The sequence below is a fragment of the Caballeronia sp. GAWG2-1 genome (assembly GCF_023631405.1).
In the GTDB taxonomy this organism is placed as follows: domain Bacteria; phylum Pseudomonadota; class Gammaproteobacteria; order Burkholderiales; family Burkholderiaceae; genus Caballeronia.
Map to the genome: position 1 here is coordinate 48,168 of NZ_JALQDD010000029.1, position 16,977 is coordinate 65,144.

Consider the following 16,977-nt stretch of genomic DNA (forward strand, 5'->3'; position numbering starts at 1 on the left):
GATCCGCGATTTGCTTATTCCCTTTGGCGCTTAACGCCTCAGTCGAACGGCAGTTCCACTTGAATCGGTTCGATGAAGCCGCCGTCCTCCCCGCGCACGCTCAACGCGCTCACGCGCACGCCGAGCAACCGCAGCCGTCGATCCAGCGTAATGCGCTTTACGCATTCGGTAGCGGCGCGGCGAATCTCGACGGGGTCGTCGGTGGAAACGGGAATGGTCAGATCACGCGTGAGCGTCCGGAAGTCGTCGAAACGCAGCTTGATGCCGACCGTCCGGCCTACGTAACCTTTGCGCTGCAGGTCGTCGGCGACTTTCTTGCACAGCCCCGTGAACGCCTCGGAGAGCTTCGCGCGGTCGTTCTTCGGATGCAGATCGCGCTCGAACGTGGTCTCACGGCTCATCGACTTCGGTTGCGAACTCACGACCACGGGCCGATCGTCCTGTCCCTGCGCGATACGCGCGAGCCATGCGGCGTAAGTGCCGCCAAAATGCGTCTGCAGAAATCCCAGGTCGGCGGCGGCAATGTCGCCGACCGTTTCGATACCGAGCGCCGCCAGCCTTTCGCTCGCCTTGGGCCCGATGCCATTCACCTTGCGCGCCGCGAGCGGCCAGATGCGTGTGGGGAGATCGTCCATCGTCAGGATGGTCAGGCCGTCGGGCTTGTCGAGCTCCGAGCCGATCTTCGCCAGCAGCTTGTTCGGCGCGATGCAGATCGAGCACGTAAGCCCGGTGGCTTCGTGCACCGCGTCCTTCATGCGCCGGCCGATGCTCGCGGAATCGCCCGTCATGTCCGTCACGTCGATATAAATCTCGTCGATGCCGCGATTCTCTATCTGCGACGTGAACGCTGCGACGGCTGTCTTGAAGAGCCGCGAGTAATGGCGATACGACTCGAAATCCGTGGGCAGAAGAATGGCGTCGGGCGCGAGTTGCGCGGCCTTCATCATGCCCATGGCCGAGAACACGCCGAACTTGCGCGCTTCGTAAGTGGAGGTGGTGACGACACCGCGCCCCGCGTAATCACGCAGTTTTCTGAAACGGCGCGTGCCGTCGGCCAGCGTCTCGGGAATGGCATTGCGGCCGCCGCCGACCACCACCGGCTGACCGCGCAGTTCGGGATAGCGCAGCAATTCGACGGAGGCAAAGAACGCATCCATGTCCAGATGCGCGATACGGCGAGGCGTGGGCGTGGCGGGCGTGTCCATTGCCTAGAACGGACGCGTGCCGACAAGGCCGGAAGACGACGACGTGCGAGGGACGTGGCTAAACATGCGCGGGCGCGAAGAACGCGGAAAATGCGCATACTGTACATTCATACAGTGATTCGCGCTAGTCTGCCTTATGTCCCTAGCGGCGCTCGGCGCAAATCCGCAGCCCGGTCAGCCAAGACTGCTTAAATTGCGAATCAGGTAGTCATTGAACATCGGCACGGTGAACGCGATATCACCATGGGACGGACTGTAGATCATGCCTTTGTTGATGATCTGCGCGCGGCGAGGACCGAGACTCTGCGGGGTTTCGCCGAGCGCGTCCGCAACGTCGGACGAACGATAAGGGCCACTGCCTAATTTCGCCATGGCAATGACGTATTCGCGTTCCTTGGGCGTCAGGCGATCGAAGCGAACTTTGAAGAACCCTTCGTCCAGACGCTTGAGCGTTGTCGACTCGGCGCGCCTTGCGTCGCTTACGGTAATCGTGTCGCCGACGGCGAGGTTCCAGGACTGATGGCCCCACTCCTGCAGAAAGTAGGGATAGCCTCTCGTCTTGAGGAAAATCTCTTTCAGAGCAGCATCGTCGATAACGGCGCCTTCGTCGTTCACTGGTTGACGGATCGCTGCCTTGGCATCGTCCTCAGGCAGAGCACCGACCTCCGGGTAGTGAAATAGCCGCTCCGCATACGATTTGGCTTGTCCCGACAGGGCCGCGACCTGTGGCAAGCCGGCGCCAAAAAACAGCACGGGCAAGCGCGCCTGGTTGATCTTGTGCAATGACACGATGAGAGCGGCTAAGTCTTTTTCGCTTAGGTACTGGACTTCATCGATCAGGAGCGTCCAGGCTTTACCGGCAGCTTTAGCGGCCTCGCCGATACGCACGAACAGTTCTGGAAGATCATTCTCGAGGTCGCCGCTGTCCGCGACTCCAACTTCGGGATCCACCGCGATCGAGACATCGCCATATTCCAACTTGAATGCGGAGGCAAACGACCTCAACGCTCGCAGCGCGTCGTAAGTCTTCGCCTTGGCATTCGCGGCGACGGACAGTTTTCGAAGCACTTGATGCATGCGTGGCAGCAGTTGCTCACCCAACGATTTGTTCTCGGGCGCCTCGATCATGGAAGTGACGTGGCCACGCTGATTAGCGAGCGCTTCGACTGCGTTGAGCAGCACGGTCTTGCCTACGCCGCGTAAGCCCAGGAACATTTGCGAACGGCTGGGCTTACAAAGCACCGCGCGTTCAATGGCGATACGTGCGTCCTCGATGATTGCTTCGCGCCCAGCGAGTTCGGGCGGCTGGCTACCGGCGCCGGGCGCAAATGGGTTCCGAACCGGATCCATGACTATGACTGTATAACAATATATAGCGTAGTATATCTCGACTACCTTATACTTTCCTATATTTCGCTAGATAGAGCACGTGGCGCTAGCGGCCTGCGGTTGGCGGCGCGACCGCCCTCACGACTCGCGTACGTTAATCGTCTACTCCGGAACCCGCTTCTCCGCCAACGCCCGGCGGCAATCCTCCAGAATGGGCCGCACCACGCCCGAATTGAAGTTGAGGTCTTCGCTGTCCAAAATCTCTTCGACCGCTTCGCGCGCCCAGTCGGATTCGAGGATGGCGCAATGTCGCGCGGCAAGATCGCGTGCAATGGCAGAGAGTTTGGCGATAGCAAGCCAGTCGGCTTCGCGCTGATGCCGGTCGAGCCACTTGCGCGCGGCTTCGACATGAAATGACGGCGCGGGCCAGTCGCCGTTGAGATAGTACGCACCGAGGCTGCCGCACGTCAGCCAGCAAAGCAGTTCGACGCGGTCGCGGGCACTGAGAGTACGAGGCACTTCGTTCATGGCGGCGTTCACGAGAGACGTTCGACGGAAAGGGCAAACGCGCTGCTGTACATCCATCCTTGTGTGAAACCTGTGTGAAAGAAGATACCACGCGATGGTGCGACGCGGCAGCCCATTCGCGTGCGCTGGCGTACATGTTTCGCAGGCTCAACTCTGTGCTGGCGACTGCATGTGCGAGCCATCATTCAACGCTAATTCGCGCGCCTTATTCTGGTTTCCATCGACGAGCCATACTGAATCCGAGCGCAGGCCGTCGCCACCCGTCCGCCTAAGGAGCGCATCATGTTCGAACGTCTTTCCAGATTCTTTTCCGCCACCGACAACCATTCGCACGACGACTACTTTGCCTCGTCGGGCGATCACGCCGAACTCGAGCGCCGCATGCGTCAGGTCGAGGAAAGCGACCACGCGTACAGCATGACCTTCTGCGGATCGATCCCCCGTCGCCCCGACGACCCTTACGCGTGACACGCCCTCACTTCGCTTCGTCGCGTCCCGCCTGCCCCAGCATCACGGTCCAGCCGAGGCCGCGCACGTTGCGGATCACCGCTGCGCCGAACTTTTTGCGCACCGAATGGATGATCACGTCGACAGCGTTGCTTTCGACTTCCTTGCCCCAGCCGTAAAGCCGGTCTTCGAGTTGATCGCGCGAAAAGATGGTGCCGGGCCGCTCCATGAGTGCGTGCATCAGCGCGAACTCCTTCGCCGACAGCACGCCGGATGTCTCGCCGCACGTAAGCGTGCGCTGGTCGAGGTTGAGATTGATCGATTCGTCGCCGAGACGCGAGGTGGCATAACCCGCCTTTCTGCGCAGCACCGCGCGGATGCGGGCCAGCAGTTCGGGCGTGTCGAAGGGCTTGAGGAGGTAGTCGTCCGCGCCGAGGTCGAGCCCTTGCACGCGCGTGTCGAGGTCGTCGCGAGCCGTGAGGATCAGCACGGGCGTCGCGTTGCCCGCCGTGCGCGCACCACGCAACACTTCGAGGCCAGACATGCCGGGCAAGCCGAGATCGAGCAGTACTACCGTGTATTCAGCGGCGTCCATGGCCTCGCGGCCCGCCTGGCCGTCGCGCACCCAGTCCACGGCGTAATCGACGTCCTTGAGGGCGCGCATCAGGCTGGTGCCGATCTGTACGTCGTCTTCGATCAGTAGGATTCGCATGTTGAGTCCGCACACCGCATTGACGCGACCAAGCTGACGCGGTCATCACCCACGCGCAGCACGCGATCCCATTGTAATAGGCACAAAACAGCGCGGCCATTCCTTTTAAGCGGTGGCTGTCGCGGCGTTTGCCTCGGTAGCCACGCCGCTTTCCTCGACCGGAAAGCCAATCGAAGCGACGATGCCCGACCGCCCGTCATCGCGATTCCGAAGTGACACATCGCCACCGTAGCGCTGCGCGATCGCCTTCACGATAGACAAGCCGAGCCCGCTACCCTCGATATCAGGGTTAGCCCTGAAGAAGCGGTCGAATACGCGCGGCAATAGTGTTTCCGCAATGCCCGGCCCCGTATCGACGACATCGACCCATACCATGTCGCGCTCGCGCCGCATGCGCAAGTCGATGGTGCCGCCATCCGGCGTATAGCGCACCGCGTTCGAAACGACATTCTTCACCGCCATGCCAATATCCGTTTCCACCGCGCGCACGTGGGCTTCGACCATCTCTTCGGCGCCGATATCGAGGCCGCGTTGCAGTGCAATCGGCAGGACATCGGCCACGGCGCTCGTTACGACCGTGGCGATATTCACCTGCGTGAGCGGCGTCGCGCCCATCGGGGCATCGGCGCGCGCCATGCGCAGAAGCTGCGTAATGAGGCTGCCCGCGCGTCCAATGCCGCGTCGCAACTCGCGAAAACGCTCCTGATTGCCCGGCGCGATGTGCGGCGCGAGATTATCGGCCTGCAATTGCAGGGCCGTGAGCGGCGTGCGCAGTTCATGCGCGGCATCGGCGATGAACTTGCGTTCCGACTCGATGGATTGCGCGAGGCGCTCGATCATCGTGTTGATCGAATGGATGAAGGGCGCGATTTCGGCGGGCACGCCGGAGGTGGGCAACGGTTCGAGATTGGCGGTATCGATGCCCTGCACTTTCGCGCCAAGGCGTTTGAGCCTGCGCAGCGAGCGGCTCACTACGAGCGCCACCGCGATCCACACGAGCGGCAACAGCACGACAATGGGCCAGAGCGTCTGCGTCGCGGCTTCCCGCGTGAGTTCGCGGCGCACGGCGTTGCGCTGCGCCACTTGAATGGTCATGGTCGGGTCCTGACGCGTGAAGACGCGCCACGATTCGTCGTTGACCTGATAGCTGCCGAAGCCCGCGGTTGCATCGCGCGGAAAGCGCAGAGAAGGATCGGTCGTGCGAAACGGCGTGGCTTCGTCCGGCTTCCACACGACGACCACGACATCGCGATCGTCCTGCGTGCCGCGCGCGGGATTCTGCGGAATGCCTTCGGCGAAACCGTCGCGCATGCGGGTCGCCACTTGTTCGAGGCGCATGTCGAGCAGTGCGTCCATGCCGGTCCGGCAAAGATGATACGAGCTGATGCCCTGCAGCAAGCCCACCGCGCTGACGAGCAGCCCGAGCGCGACGACCAGTTGATTTCTCAGCGATTTGATCATGTGAAGACGCATCGAGATGAAAAGACGCGGACCGGCTGGCGTCTCGATTCTACTAGCGGCTTTCGGCGGCTTCGGACTTTTCGATCTTTCGGCGCGGGGTTCTGGCATCGACGTGCGAAAAAAGAAGCGCCGGTCCGGGTCGGAGCCGACGCTCGAAGCTGAGGAGAACGAGGATGTGAACCAACCTTCTGTCCACGAACCCAGCGTATACCCCGATAGTTAGAGAAAAATGAGGACGAAGAATCGGGCGAAGCGAGCAGGCTTTTTCAGCAGGCGCTACCATTGCAGTCGACCGCTTCATCATCGACTTCATCGGCGATGCCGCCCCGCCGCACAACGGCTGATGCAGCTTCGCCTTGGCCGTATCGCCTTCTTCGTAAGCCCGCCTGTTGCCGCGCGCCGTATCCGCCTCGCGTGGCGGCGCCATTCCTTTCATGGAAACGCATGCCACAAGCCAGACAAACCGTTCGTCCGCTCGTCATTGCCGCCGTGATGGCGTCGATGGCAATGGTCGCGATCGAGGCCACCATCGTCTCCACCGCGATGCCGCAAATCGCCACGCAACTCGGCGGTCTCGATCTCTACAGCTGGGTTTTCTCGTCGTTTCTGCTTACGCAGACCGCGCTTACCGTGGTGTTCGGCAAGCTCGCCGACCTTTATGGACGCAAGCCCGCGGTGCTCGTGGGCATCGCCATCTTCTTGATCGGCTCGGTGCTCGCGGGCTTTGCCTGGTCGATGCCCGCAATGATCGTGTTCCGTTTGCTGCAAGGCGTGGGCGCGGGCGCCATTTTGCCGGTGGTGCTGACTATCGTCGGCGACCTTTTCCCGGCGCATGAACGCGGCAAGGTGCAGGGCTATTTGGCAAGCGTGTGGGCGGTATCGGCCGTGCTCGGACCCATGGTCGGCGGTCTGCTCATCCGGCAGTTCTCGTGGGCGTGGATCTTCTGGATCAACGTGCCGATCGGCTTTCTCGCCGCGCTGCTGTTCGTCATGTTCCTGCACGAAGAGAAACGCCACGGCCGCCCGTCGATCGACTTCGCTGGCGCGTTCTTTTTCACCGCCGCCGTCGCCGCGCTGATGATGGCCCTGACCGATGCCGGCCACGCCAGCAACACGCGGGTAGCCGTGGAAGTGGCGGTGCTGATTGCGAGCGCGTGCCTCTTCGTTTGGCAGGAACGCCGTGCCGCCGACCCGATGATCAACTTCGGCCTCTGGGCACATCGCCCGATTGCAGCGGGCAACGCGGCGACCCTGCTCGCCGGCATGGCGATGATGGGCCTCACCACTTTCCTGCCAATGTACGTGCAGGGCGTGATGCATCGCTCACCGGTCGAAGCCGGCTTCACGCTCACCATGATGATGGTCGGCTGGCCAAGCGGCGCCACGTTCACCTCGCGGACGTTCGCGCGCATCGGCCTGAGGCGGCTTCTGATCGGCGGCGCGTTCTTCATTCCGCTTGGCTCGCTGCCGTTCGTGTTCCTCAACCCGGACATGAGCCCGGTGTGGGCGGGAATCGGCTCGGCGGTCGTGGGCTTCGGCATGGGCGTGACGAGCGTCTCGTGCCTCATCCTGATTCAGGAGATCGTGAAGCCGCACGAACGCGGCAGCGCGACGGCATCCAATCTCTTTGCGCGCAATCTCGGCAACACGCTCGGCGCGGCGGTGTTCGGCGCGGTGCAGAACTACGGTCTCACGCATGTGACCGGCATGCCCGCCGTCCACGCGGATCAGTTGAAGCGTTTATTGACGAGCGTGCCGGGCGACTTCGCAAGCAATAACGAGATCCGCCTTGCCCTGCACCATGCGCTGCATCTGACTTTCACCGCGATGTTCTTCGTCGCGCTCGGCGCGGTCGTCTCTATGCTTTTCATGCCCGCCGTGAAGATCAGCCCACGGCGCGAAACCGTGCTCAGTCCTGTGCACGAGTGAGCGGACTGTCCTCCTTGTCCTTGGGCGATGTACCCGCGTTATTGCTGTTGTCCGCGGGTGCGTCGTCCGATGCGATCATCTGCACGGTAACGCATTGCCGCGAAGCCGTGCCAAATCCCCTGGCGAGCGCATAAGAAGCGGCAAGCGTCGCCGCGATGAGAAAGATGATACCGAGTTTGCGAGGCATGTGAGTGCTCCATGAAGGGTTATCGAAATCACTTCACGGGCCTTCTCTCACTGCCTGACGGTCGCGCGGCCTCCTGAAATGTGCCTGCAGTCTAAGCGCGCACGCCCGTGCTGAAATCCCCTCTAAAGCGCGGATAATATTGGGTGGACGAAATCCAGACAAGAAGCGGAAGCAGCACACGAAGGGTTAAACTGCTGGCGCGCACGCGGCGTTTTCATGTGTCGAAAACACCGCTGCATGACGAACGCGGATTTTCGAACACATCGCGGTCGTTGCGTTTGCAACTTCTCAACCTGAGCGCCGCCCATCAGAACCATGACTACCTTGCGCACTGCCAGGCCAGCGGAACCGGCGTCCGACAAGCCGAATGACTCGACTATCGAAGACGAGCGCTATCACACGCTTGTCGATGCCATCGAAGATTGCGCGATCTTCATGCTCGATCTCAATGGCTGCATCACGACCTGGAACACGGGCGCGCGCAAGATCAAGGGCTACGAGGCGCACGAGATCATCGGTCAGCATCTGTCGCGTTTCTATACGGCGGATTCCGTGGCGCGGGGCTGGCCCGAATACGAGCTGAAGGAGGCGTATGCCACTGGCCGTTTCGAGGACGAAGGCTGGCGTGTACGCAAGGACGGCACGCGTTTCTGGGCCAATGTCGTCATCACGGCGGCGCGCGACACGCGTGGCGAGATCATCGGCTATGCAAAGTACACACGCGATCTCACCGCGAAGCGCGCGGAGGAAACCAAGCTGCGGCTTTCCGAAGAACGCTTCCGCCTGCTCGTCGAAAGCGTGAGCGACTACGCCATTTGCATGCTGAGCCCGGAAGGCGAGATCGAAAGCTGGAACATGGGCGCGGTGCGTATCAAGGGGTATCTGCCGGCGGAGATTCTCGGCAAGCACTTCTCCCTCTTCTATTCGCCCGAGGACATCGCCGCGAACGTGCCCGCGTTGCAATTGCAGACCACCATTCGCATGGGGCGCATCGAGACCGAGGGCTGGCGCGTGCGCAAGGACGGGTCGCTTTTCTGGGCGAACGTGGTAATCACGGCGGTGTATGACGAGCACCGGACGCTGCGTGGCTTCTCCCAGGTCACGCGCGACATGAGCGAACGAAAGCGACTGGAGCAACTCGAAGTATCGTCGCGACGCATCAGCGAGTTTCTCGCCACGCTCGCGCACGAGTTGCGCAATCCGCTCGCGCCCGTGCGCAATGCCGTCGGCGTGATGCAGATGGAAGCGGATATCTCGCCGAGACTCGCTTCGTGCCGCGACATCATCGACAGACAGACTTCGCATCTCGGCCGACTGGTCGACGATCTGCTGGACATGGGCCGTATCACCACCGGCAAAATCGAACTGCGCATGGCGCGCGTGGGCGTGACCGAAATCGTCGAACGCAGCATGGAACTCGTGCGCCCTTTCACCGACGACCGCGCGCAGAGCATCACCACCGAATTGCCGCACGAGCCTGTCTTCGTCTTGGGCGATGGCACGCGGCTCGTTCAGGTCGTGCAGAATCTGCTCAACAACGCATCGAAGTTTTCGCCGCACGGCAGCAGCATCCACATCTGCGTGGAACGCGAGCGCAACGCCTTGCTGCTGAAAGTGTCCGACCGCGGCCGTGGCATTTCGCAGAAGGGTTTGACGGCTATCTTCGATCTCTTCGTACAAGAAGATCATTACCTGAATCCAGGCGAAGCCGGGCTTGGCATTGGTCTCACGTTGTGCCGTTCGATCGTCGAAATGCACGGCGGCACCATCTCCGCCGCGAGCGACGGCACCGGTCGCGGCAGCACGTTCACCGTGCGATTGCCCTACGCGCCCGCCGACGATGTGCCCATTGCCGGTTTGCTGGCAGCGCCGGCCGCATCGGGGACATTGCGTATCGTCGTGATCGATGACAACGTCGATTCCGCCGACAGTCTCGCCATGCTGCTGCAGATGAAGGGGCACGAGGTGCGCATTGCATATCACGGCACGGAAGGTATCGACGTCATCCGGCATTTTCCGCCCGCGCTGATCCTGCTCGATCTGGCTTTGCCGGATATCGACGGCTTCGCGGTGCTGCGCTCGCTACGCTCGCAACGGCTCGTCGGCCGCGCGATGATCGTCGCAATGACCGGCTTCGGTCAGGAAGGCGACAAGGAACGTTCGGCGCAGGCGGGCTTCGACGGGCATCTGGTGAAGCCCGTGGACCTGCAATTGCTCGACGAGGTGGTGGCGAAGGCGAGTAAGCGCTGACGGGTTCATGCTTTGCCTTGCTTGCCGCTTTGCGGTGCTTTACCGCTTTGCGTGCGAGGCCCGTGCCATGCCGCTTCGTCGCTGCGTTCTGCCACCGCGCGTGGTTAGCCGACCTCGCGCAACGGGAAGATCAACTTCGCCGCAATGAGCCCGAGAGCGCCGCCCAGCAACGTCTCCCACGCGCGCGCGGCGAGCAGCGGTATCGAGTGAATGCCGCTCGCGGCCATCGTCACGATCAGCGTAAAGGCGAAAGCGCCGCACGCAATGTCATAGCGCTCGGGCAGCGCCATGGCGTAGACGATCATCGCGAGGGCGGCCATCGCCCAGATGAAGAGCGGCGCGTGTTCCGCAAGCGGCAGACAAATGAGGCCGACAGGCACGCCCACGAGCGTGCCGTAGATGCGCCGCCGCACGCGCTGTGCCGTGCCGACAGCCGAAGTCGCGACCACGTAGACGCAGGCCGTGATCGCCCACGCCGATTCCGCCATACCGAACGCCGCGTTCAACAACGCCACGACGAGCGCGCCGCTCGCCGCCTGCAGACCCATGGCAAGCGCGGGAGAAACCTGCCGCCGCCAGTAAGCCGGCTCGGACGCGAGCGCGGGCAACACCACCGGATGCTCCGCCGGCCCGCTCAGCACACGCGGCACGATGGCCGCGATCATGCCGATGACGAGCGCGAGCGTAATAGCCCATGAATCGCCCGGTGTCAGGTTCATCGAGTAAGCGACCAGTTGACCGATGTAGAACTGTGAGCCGACGCCCGCGCCGAGCAGGCCGAAACGCTTGAGATAGCCCGCGAGGAACGCGCCCGTGACGAGCACGAACTCCGCGCCGGCGCGCCCCATTTCGTGCAGCCACGGCCCGAAGAGCGCAAAGCTGAGTGCGCCAAGCGCGGCCGCGATGCACAACACGGCGAGATCGCGGCTCGAATCGGCGCGCGCGCTGCGCGCTTCTGACACGCTTGCCCAAAGCGCGAAGGCGGCGGCCAGCATGCCGACGGAGACGCTGGCAGGCACGTCGCGCGTCACGTCGTGCAAGCCGCCGAGCGCGGCCGCGAGCCCATACGCGGTCACGAGCCGCAATCCCTTGATACGCCGATGCGTGCCCGGGTCCACGCAATCCAGCCAGGCAAGCCCCGCGCGCAAGAAGCCGAGCGGCGGTGCGGCGTCAGTGGTGTCAGTGTGTTGCTCGTCGCTCATGGACATCCGCCACGAAAGGACAAAGGAAAAGCGTGCGCGGACAACGAAGGAGACGACTCGAGGGCCGCGCCTGCAACGCATTCTAGGCGCTGTTTTTTACACGCGCGCGCTTGCGCGCCGGAAGCGGCGTTTCCGGCTTGCGACTGGCCGCATCGGCGATGCAATCCGCGAGTTGTGCCGCCGCGTCTTGCCGTCCCTTGCGCGAACGCTCGACCAGCCCGATCTCGCGATGGAACGTGTCGTCGCCCAGACCGAGCGCGACGACGCCGGCAGGCCACGGGCCGATGCCATCGGACACGGGCAAGAGCGCGACACCCAAGCCGCGCGCGACCATTTGCGCGATGCCTTGCAACTCGTCCACTTCGATGGCGTCGCGCACCGCTATGCGTTGCTTGCGCAAGAACGTTTCCACTTGCCGTCCGCCGAACGAACGCCGGTCGTAGCGGATGAACGGCGCCGTCTCGATTACTTCGCGCCAGGCGGCGCGCTTCATGGCGGCGGGCGCAAGCAACACGAACGGTTCGGCGACGAGCGTGCGCCAGCGCAATTCGGAAGGTATCGCGAACGGCGGACGAATGATGACGGCCATGTCCGTTTCGCCTGCATCGACCTGTGCGAGCAGCGACAGCGACACGCCCGGCACGAGCCGGATGCGCCACGCGGGCAGCACGCGTCTGAACGCGCCGATGGCATGGGGCAACAGCGCCGCATGCGCCGAAGCGATCGCGCCGACCGACAACGCGCCGCCACGCCCGTCGACGCCCTCGGGTTCGGCGAGGCGCGTATAGAGCGCCATGAGTTCATCCGCGAGTTCTAGCGTGCGGCGGCCCGCCTTGTTGAGCGTGGCGGACCGTCCGGTGCGGTCGAACAAGGCGAAGCCCAAATGCGCTTCGAGACGCTGCATCTGCGCGCTCACCGCCGACTGCGTAAGCCCGATGTGCGCGCCCGCGCCGGCAAAGGTGCCGTGGCGCGCGACCGCAATGAAAGTAGTGAGTTCACGCAGCATATTCATTCATCGATAAATTTGGGGCTGACTCCCGCAATATATCGTTTTTCAGCACTTTTATTTGTGAATAGAATTTGGGGCAAACGCTGTCGAACCCCACAAAAAGGAGTAGCACCATGAGCACGACTCAGGCCGCCATGCCGCCTTTCCATTTGGCTTTCCCCGTTCACAGCCTTGCGTCCGCGCGCGAGTTTTATGGTGATCTACTCGGTTGCCCCGAAGGCCGCAGTTCACCGGACTGGGTCGATTTCGACTTTTACGGACATCAGATCGTCGCGCATTTGGCGCCCGAGGAAGTGGGGCATCGCACGACGAGCGCTGTAGATGGCGATGCCGTGCCGGTGCGTCACTTCGGCGTCGTGCTGTCGATCCCGCAGTGGGAAGCGTTGGCCGAGAAGCTGCGTGCGGCGAACACGCGTTTTATCATCGAACCGCATGTCCGTTTCAAGGGCGAAGTGGGCGAGCAGGCGACCATGTTTTTCCTCGACCCGTCGGGCAATGCGGTCGAGATCAAGGCGTTTGCCAATATGGCGTCGTTGTTTGCAAAGTAAGGTACGGCTTTGTTTTGCGTGAGCTGAAGCGGCGCAGCATGATGGCCAGTTTTGCATTGTCATAGCGCGTTCATACGCGCGCTTCTCGATGGCAAATTCTTTTTCGAATTGAATCGCCATGTAAAACGGGACGCCCTTGAGCGTCCCGTTCATGTTTCCAGCGGCTGTTCCGCCGATTATTTCAGACCTCAGTTACCCGAGCCGCTCGCGCTGACCGGTGCGCCTGCGGTGCCGGGCGTGGCCGTGCCGCCAGGCGTGGTCGACGGACCGGGCTTCATCGACGACTGGCTGCTGTGCGTGGCCTTCGAATGAGTCTTGTGCGCGTGCGTCGTGGTCGTTTGGGCGTTGTCGCCTGCTTGCAGGCCCGTATTCGAGCTGGGAGGATTGTCCTGTGCGAATGCGGATGCGCAAACCAGGGCGAGTGCGCCAGCGGCGCATGAAATGGCGATACGCTTCATATCGAAAAACTCCTTTTTGCGGTTGCAAGATGCGATGTCGTGCGGCTTGTGGTGCCTCCTTGCTGCTGCGGTGTTGACACGCAGCGGCAGGTCGCATGTTCTTCATCAGCACACGACATGCCACGGTCTGACGATTGGCAAACAGGAGTGCGATGAGTGAAAGACTGGTGGCCATGGCCTCTCGGCAAAGCCCCACATCCAAAACAATTCGCCTGCGCGACCAACGTCCACGCAGGGCGATTCGACATCATCCAGACACAACCCATCCTCAATGCCCGACCGGCTCCGTAGCCTTCAAATCGCTCGGCAACGCGGCCTGCGGATGCGCGGCCTGCTTGATGAGCAACGCCACCGCCGAGATCAATCCCGCGACGCCGATCACCGCGAAGATGCCGCCGAAGCTGAAGTGCAATCGCGTCAGTTCAGCCACGAGAAACGATCCCGCGATACCGCCGAAGCGCCCGATGCCCAGCATCCACGCCACGCCGGTGCCGCGTCCCTGAGTCGGATAAAACGATGCCGCGAGCGCGGGCATCGACGATTGCGCCGTGTTCATCAACACGCCAGCAAGGAACACGATCAGCACGAGCAGTCCCACGTTGCCCACCGCCTGCCCGATGAAGTACACGCTCACCGCGGTCAACGCATAGCACGCGGCAATGATGCGGTTCGGGTTGAAGCGATCCATCAACACGCCGCACAAGACAGCGCCCACCCCGCCGAGCGGGAACAACGCGGAGATCAGCGTCGCGCGTTGCGGACTCAGGCCAGATTCCTTGAGGAGAATCGGCATCCAGTTGATCGATGCATAGAAGATCACGAGGCCCATGAAGTATGCGAGCCACAACATGATCGAACCGACGATATACGAGCGCGACAACACCACGCTCACGCCGCCCTGCCCCTGCACCGCGGGCGCCGTCTCCGTCATGAAGAACGATCCTGCGTTGGCCGCCGCCGATGAAATGCGTGCAAGCGTCGCACGAATCTTCTCGGCCGGCTTGTTTTTCGCGACCATGTAGCGCACCGATTCCGGCAGGCTGATGAAGAGCAGCACGACGAGCACGAGCGGCGCCACGCCACCGAGCAGCAGCACGCTGCGCCAGCCGAAATGCGGAATCATCCATGCCGCGAGAAAGCCGCCGAATGCCGCGCCCAGCGGAAAGCCGCAGAACATCAGGTTGATGAGCGTCGCGCGGCGCTTGTCCGGGCAGAACTCGCTCATCATGGTGACGGCATTGGGCATGGCGGCGCCGAGGCCGAGGCCCGTAACGAAGCGCAACGCCGTGAGTTGCGTGAGGCTTGCCGAATACGCCGATGCAAAGCACGCCACGCCGAACAGCAGTACCGAGGACAACAGCATCAGCCGTCGTCCGAGCCGGTCCGACAACGGCCCGGAAAGCAGCGCGCCCGCCGCGAGCCCGAACAACGCAGCGCTCAGAACAGGCGCGAGCGCGGGCCGGCTGATCTGCCATTCGGATACGAGCGATGGCGCGATGAATCCGATGGCCGCAGTATCGAAACCATCCAGCAGCACGATGACGAAGCACATCACGAAGATCAGCCACTGGAAGGGCGAAAACGGGTGCTCGTTGATGAACGTCTGCACGTTCACAGCAGGACTTCGGCTCACTTCATTCCCTCGTCGATGATTGGCAATCGTCGTTCGACTATTGTTCGTCAGGCGAACAGCGATTCACATAGCGAACTAATTCATGCGCGAGAGTACTGAAGTCTGCATGCCTTCGCAACGCGGGCTTACCCGTGTATGTCGGTTGCCTTGCGCGGGGCTGTCGGCGTTTTAAGAAACGCGCTGCCCGTTGCGATAAGTCTCGCGCGGCACAGGCAGACCGTCCGCCAGCGCGACGCGCACGAAGTCGGCGCGCAAGCCCGTCACGATGGCCCCACGGTCGGCGAGTCCGGCCGCGTGCGCGGGTGCCCAAGAAACCGTGGCCACCGCGCGCGGCAAGGTCCATCCCGCCTTCTCGACGAGATCAAACACCGCGATGAGCAGGCTCGAAGGCACGTAATCGGACGAGAGGATGTCGAGCAACCCTTCGCGAGCGAGTTCGAGCGCCGACACGTTGCCCGAGTGCGAGCCGCCACGCACGACGTTCGGCGCGCCCATGATCGTGGCGATGCCATGTTCGCGCGCGGCACGGGCTGCATCGAGCGTGGTCGGGAATTCCGCGAGCGCAATGCCATCGCGCGCGGCTTCTTCCACATGCTCGATGAGCGTGTCGTCGTGGCTTGCAAGCGAGATGCCCAAGCGCTGACAACGCGCGACGATGTCCGCACGATGCGCCGCCGCGTAACGCGCCTGATGCTCGGCCAGTTGCGCGAGCACGTCATTCGCGTGTTCGTCGCTCCACTTGCCGTGACGTTCCTGATACTTGCGCCACTTTTCATGGTCCTGCCACTGGCGCTGACCCGGCGTATGGTCCATCACCGATGCGAGCCTGAAGAGCGGATGCGCGCTCAGTGAATCGAATACCTCGACTACGTCCGTCGTGCCGACTTCGCAACGCAAGTGCAGGAAGTGATCGGCGCGCAAGAGCCCGCGCTCGACGAACTTGCCGATGGACTGCGCGCACCGCACTTGAAGTTCGCGGCCACGCACGCCGTCTTCGGGACGCGAGCCCACACCGAGCGCATCGAACACGGTCGTGATGCCGGCCGAAGCCACTTGCGCGTCATGCACGATGATCGCCGCTTCGTGATTCCACAGCACGCCAGGACGCGGCGCGAGATGCTTTTCGATATTGTCCGTATGCAGTTCGACGAAGCCCGGCAGCAGATAGTCGCCGTCCCAGTTCAACGCGTCGCGCGTCGCCGTATTTCCCGGCGATACATCCGCGATACAGCCCTCCTCGATGCGCACCGTGCCCGTGAATTCCTCGTTGCGCGTGACGATGCGCGCATTCGTAATCAGCATGTCTGCAATGCTCCGTCTTCGGATGAGTTGACCACTACCGGTGTTGCAAGGCGCACGATGCGGGTTGCCACGCGCTCACGCGTATCTTCGTCGTGAAAGATACCGACGATGGCCGCGCCCCGCTCGCGCGCCTCGACGATGAGATCGGCCACGACGTCGCGGTTCTGTGCATCGAGCGACGCCGTGGGCTCATCGAGCAATAAGACAGGATGCGCCGCGATCAGCCCGCGCGCAATGTTCACACGCTGTTGCTCGCCGCCGGAAAACGTCGCGGGCGCGAGCGACCATAAGCGTCGCGGTACGTTCAGCCTTGCGAGCAGGACGCACGCGCGCTCACGTGCTTCGTCTGCATCGACGCCGCGCGAGACCAGCGGTTCCGCGACGAGATCGAGCGAAGAGACACGCGGGATGGCGCGGAGAAACTGACTCACGTAACCGAGCGTGCTTTTGCGCAAGCGGATGATGTCGTGCGGCTCGGCGTCGGTCAGCACGAGATGTCGTGAAGCGCGGCTTTCGTCGCGAATGGCGATACTGCCGCGCGTCGCGAGATAATTGCCGTACATGCAACGCAGAAACGTGCTTTTGCCGGCGCCTGAAGCGCCCGCGAGCACCACGCATTCGCCGCGTTCCACATCGAGCGATACACCCGCGAGCGCCACGATGCGCACACCGCCCTGCTGATGCAGCGTGAAGGTCTTTTCTATGTCGCGTGCGCGCAGCATTAGCTCCGTGCGCGTGGCGAACGCTTCTTCGTCTGTCATAGTCATCTGTTGCACC

General features: G+C 62.6%; 17 protein-coding genes. 4 read left to right on the forward strand and 13 right to left on the reverse strand.

The genetic code is table 11. The features are described 5' to 3' along the window. Positions 1–38: 38 nt before the first annotated feature. The 3 genes from dinB to NCR98_RS19345 form a co-directional block, all read right to left on the reverse strand. Positions 39–1,205 (reverse strand): DNA polymerase IV, encoded by a 1,167-nt coding sequence (gene dinB / locus NCR98_RS19335; protein WP_250467507.1) that lies wholly within the window; start codon positions 1,203–1,205, stop codon positions 39–41. Between the two features lie 174 nt (positions 1,206–1,379). Further along, positions 1,380–2,555 (reverse strand): ATP-binding protein, encoded by a 1,176-nt coding sequence (locus NCR98_RS19340; RefSeq protein ID WP_250526997.1) that lies wholly within the window; start codon positions 2,553–2,555, stop codon positions 1,380–1,382. A gap of 141 nt (positions 2,556–2,696) precedes the next feature. Continuing rightward, positions 2,697–3,062, reverse strand: a complete 366-nt coding sequence (locus NCR98_RS19345; protein ID WP_250467509.1) for a hypothetical protein — start codon at positions 3,060–3,062, stop codon at positions 2,697–2,699. Between the two features lie 282 nt (positions 3,063–3,344). Between NCR98_RS19345 and NCR98_RS19350 the strand changes: the two genes are divergently transcribed. Continuing rightward, complete coding sequence (locus NCR98_RS19350) at positions 3,345–3,530, forward strand: DUF3563 family protein (protein WP_250526998.1); 186 nt, start codon at positions 3,345–3,347, stop codon at positions 3,528–3,530. Between the two features lie 7 nt (positions 3,531–3,537). On the opposite strand, the gene NCR98_RS19355 is transcribed toward NCR98_RS19350, so the two are convergent. From NCR98_RS19355 to NCR98_RS19365, 3 genes are all read right to left on the reverse strand, one after another. Continuing rightward, positions 3,538–4,221 (reverse strand): response regulator transcription factor, encoded by a 684-nt coding sequence (locus tag NCR98_RS19355; RefSeq protein WP_244828763.1) that lies wholly within the window; start codon positions 4,219–4,221, stop codon positions 3,538–3,540. 105 nt (positions 4,222–4,326) lie between these two features. After that, positions 4,327–5,682: a sensor histidine kinase gene (locus NCR98_RS19360; RefSeq protein WP_250526999.1), complete on the reverse strand. Its 1,356-nt coding sequence runs from the start codon at positions 5,680–5,682 to the stop codon at positions 4,327–4,329. 52 nt (positions 5,683–5,734) lie between these two features. Continuing rightward, positions 5,735–6,118, reverse strand: coding sequence for a hypothetical protein (locus NCR98_RS19365; RefSeq protein WP_250527000.1), 384 nt, complete (start codon positions 6,116–6,118; stop codon positions 5,735–5,737). Positions 6,119–6,126: 8 nt separating this feature from the next. On the opposite strand from NCR98_RS19365, the gene NCR98_RS19370 reads away from it, so the two are divergent. Next, entirely contained in the window at positions 6,127–7,611 is a 1,485-nt protein-coding gene (locus tag NCR98_RS19370) for an MDR family MFS transporter (RefSeq protein WP_250527001.1), read from the forward strand. On the opposite strand, the gene NCR98_RS19375 is transcribed toward NCR98_RS19370, so the two are convergent. Next, a complete protein-coding gene (locus NCR98_RS19375; RefSeq protein ID WP_250467512.1) occupies positions 7,592–7,798 on the reverse strand; it encodes a hypothetical protein in 207 nt (68 codons plus the stop codon). The two genes, NCR98_RS19370 and NCR98_RS19375, sit on opposite strands and share 20 nt — an antisense overlap. A 315-nt stretch (positions 7,799–8,113) precedes the next feature. Here NCR98_RS19375 and NCR98_RS19380 point away from each other — a divergent pair, with 315 nt between their 5' ends. After that, the gene (locus NCR98_RS19380) at positions 8,114–10,048 is read left to right on the forward strand and encodes a PAS domain-containing hybrid sensor histidine kinase/response regulator (protein ID WP_250527002.1); all 1,935 of its coding nucleotides are present in this window, start codon (positions 8,114–8,116) and stop codon (positions 10,046–10,048) included. A gap of 104 nt (positions 10,049–10,152) precedes the next feature. Here NCR98_RS19380 and NCR98_RS19385 read toward each other — a convergent pair whose 3' ends face one another. Beyond that, on the reverse strand, positions 10,153–11,250 hold the full coding sequence (locus NCR98_RS19385; RefSeq protein ID WP_250527003.1) for an FUSC family protein: 1,098 nt from the start codon (positions 11,248–11,250) through the stop codon (positions 10,153–10,155). An 82-nt stretch (positions 11,251–11,332) separates the two neighbouring features. Next, complete coding sequence (locus NCR98_RS19390) at positions 11,333–12,256, reverse strand: LysR family transcriptional regulator (RefSeq protein WP_250527004.1); 924 nt, start codon at positions 12,254–12,256, stop codon at positions 11,333–11,335. Between the two features lie 116 nt (positions 12,257–12,372). Here NCR98_RS19390 and NCR98_RS19395 point away from each other — a divergent pair, with 116 nt between their 5' ends. After that, positions 12,373–12,807, forward strand: coding sequence for a VOC family protein (locus NCR98_RS19395; protein ID WP_244828770.1), 435 nt, complete (start codon positions 12,373–12,375; stop codon positions 12,805–12,807). Between the two features lie 188 nt (positions 12,808–12,995). On the opposite strand, the gene NCR98_RS19400 is transcribed toward NCR98_RS19395, so the two are convergent. The 4 genes from NCR98_RS19400 to phnL all read right to left on the reverse strand — a co-directional run bounded on the left by NCR98_RS19400 (position 12,996) and on the right by phnL (position 16,967). Then, positions 12,996–13,265, reverse strand: a complete 270-nt coding sequence (locus NCR98_RS19400) for a hypothetical protein (RefSeq protein WP_244828771.1) — start codon at positions 13,263–13,265, stop codon at positions 12,996–12,998. A 268-nt stretch (positions 13,266–13,533) separates the two neighbouring features. Continuing rightward, a complete protein-coding gene (locus NCR98_RS19405) occupies positions 13,534–14,898 on the reverse strand; it encodes an MFS transporter (RefSeq protein WP_244828773.1) in 1,365 nt (454 codons plus the stop codon). Positions 14,899–15,066: 168 nt separating this feature from the next. Beyond that, complete coding sequence (locus tag NCR98_RS19410; protein WP_244828774.1) at positions 15,067–16,200, reverse strand: alpha-D-ribose 1-methylphosphonate 5-triphosphate diphosphatase; 1,134 nt, start codon at positions 16,198–16,200, stop codon at positions 15,067–15,069. Further along, positions 16,194–16,967, reverse strand: a complete 774-nt coding sequence (gene phnL / locus NCR98_RS19415) for a phosphonate C-P lyase system protein PhnL (protein ID WP_459904214.1) — start codon at positions 16,965–16,967, stop codon at positions 16,194–16,196. The genes NCR98_RS19410 and phnL overlap by 7 nt, the downstream gene beginning before the upstream one ends. Positions 16,968–16,977: the final 10 nt, after the last annotated feature.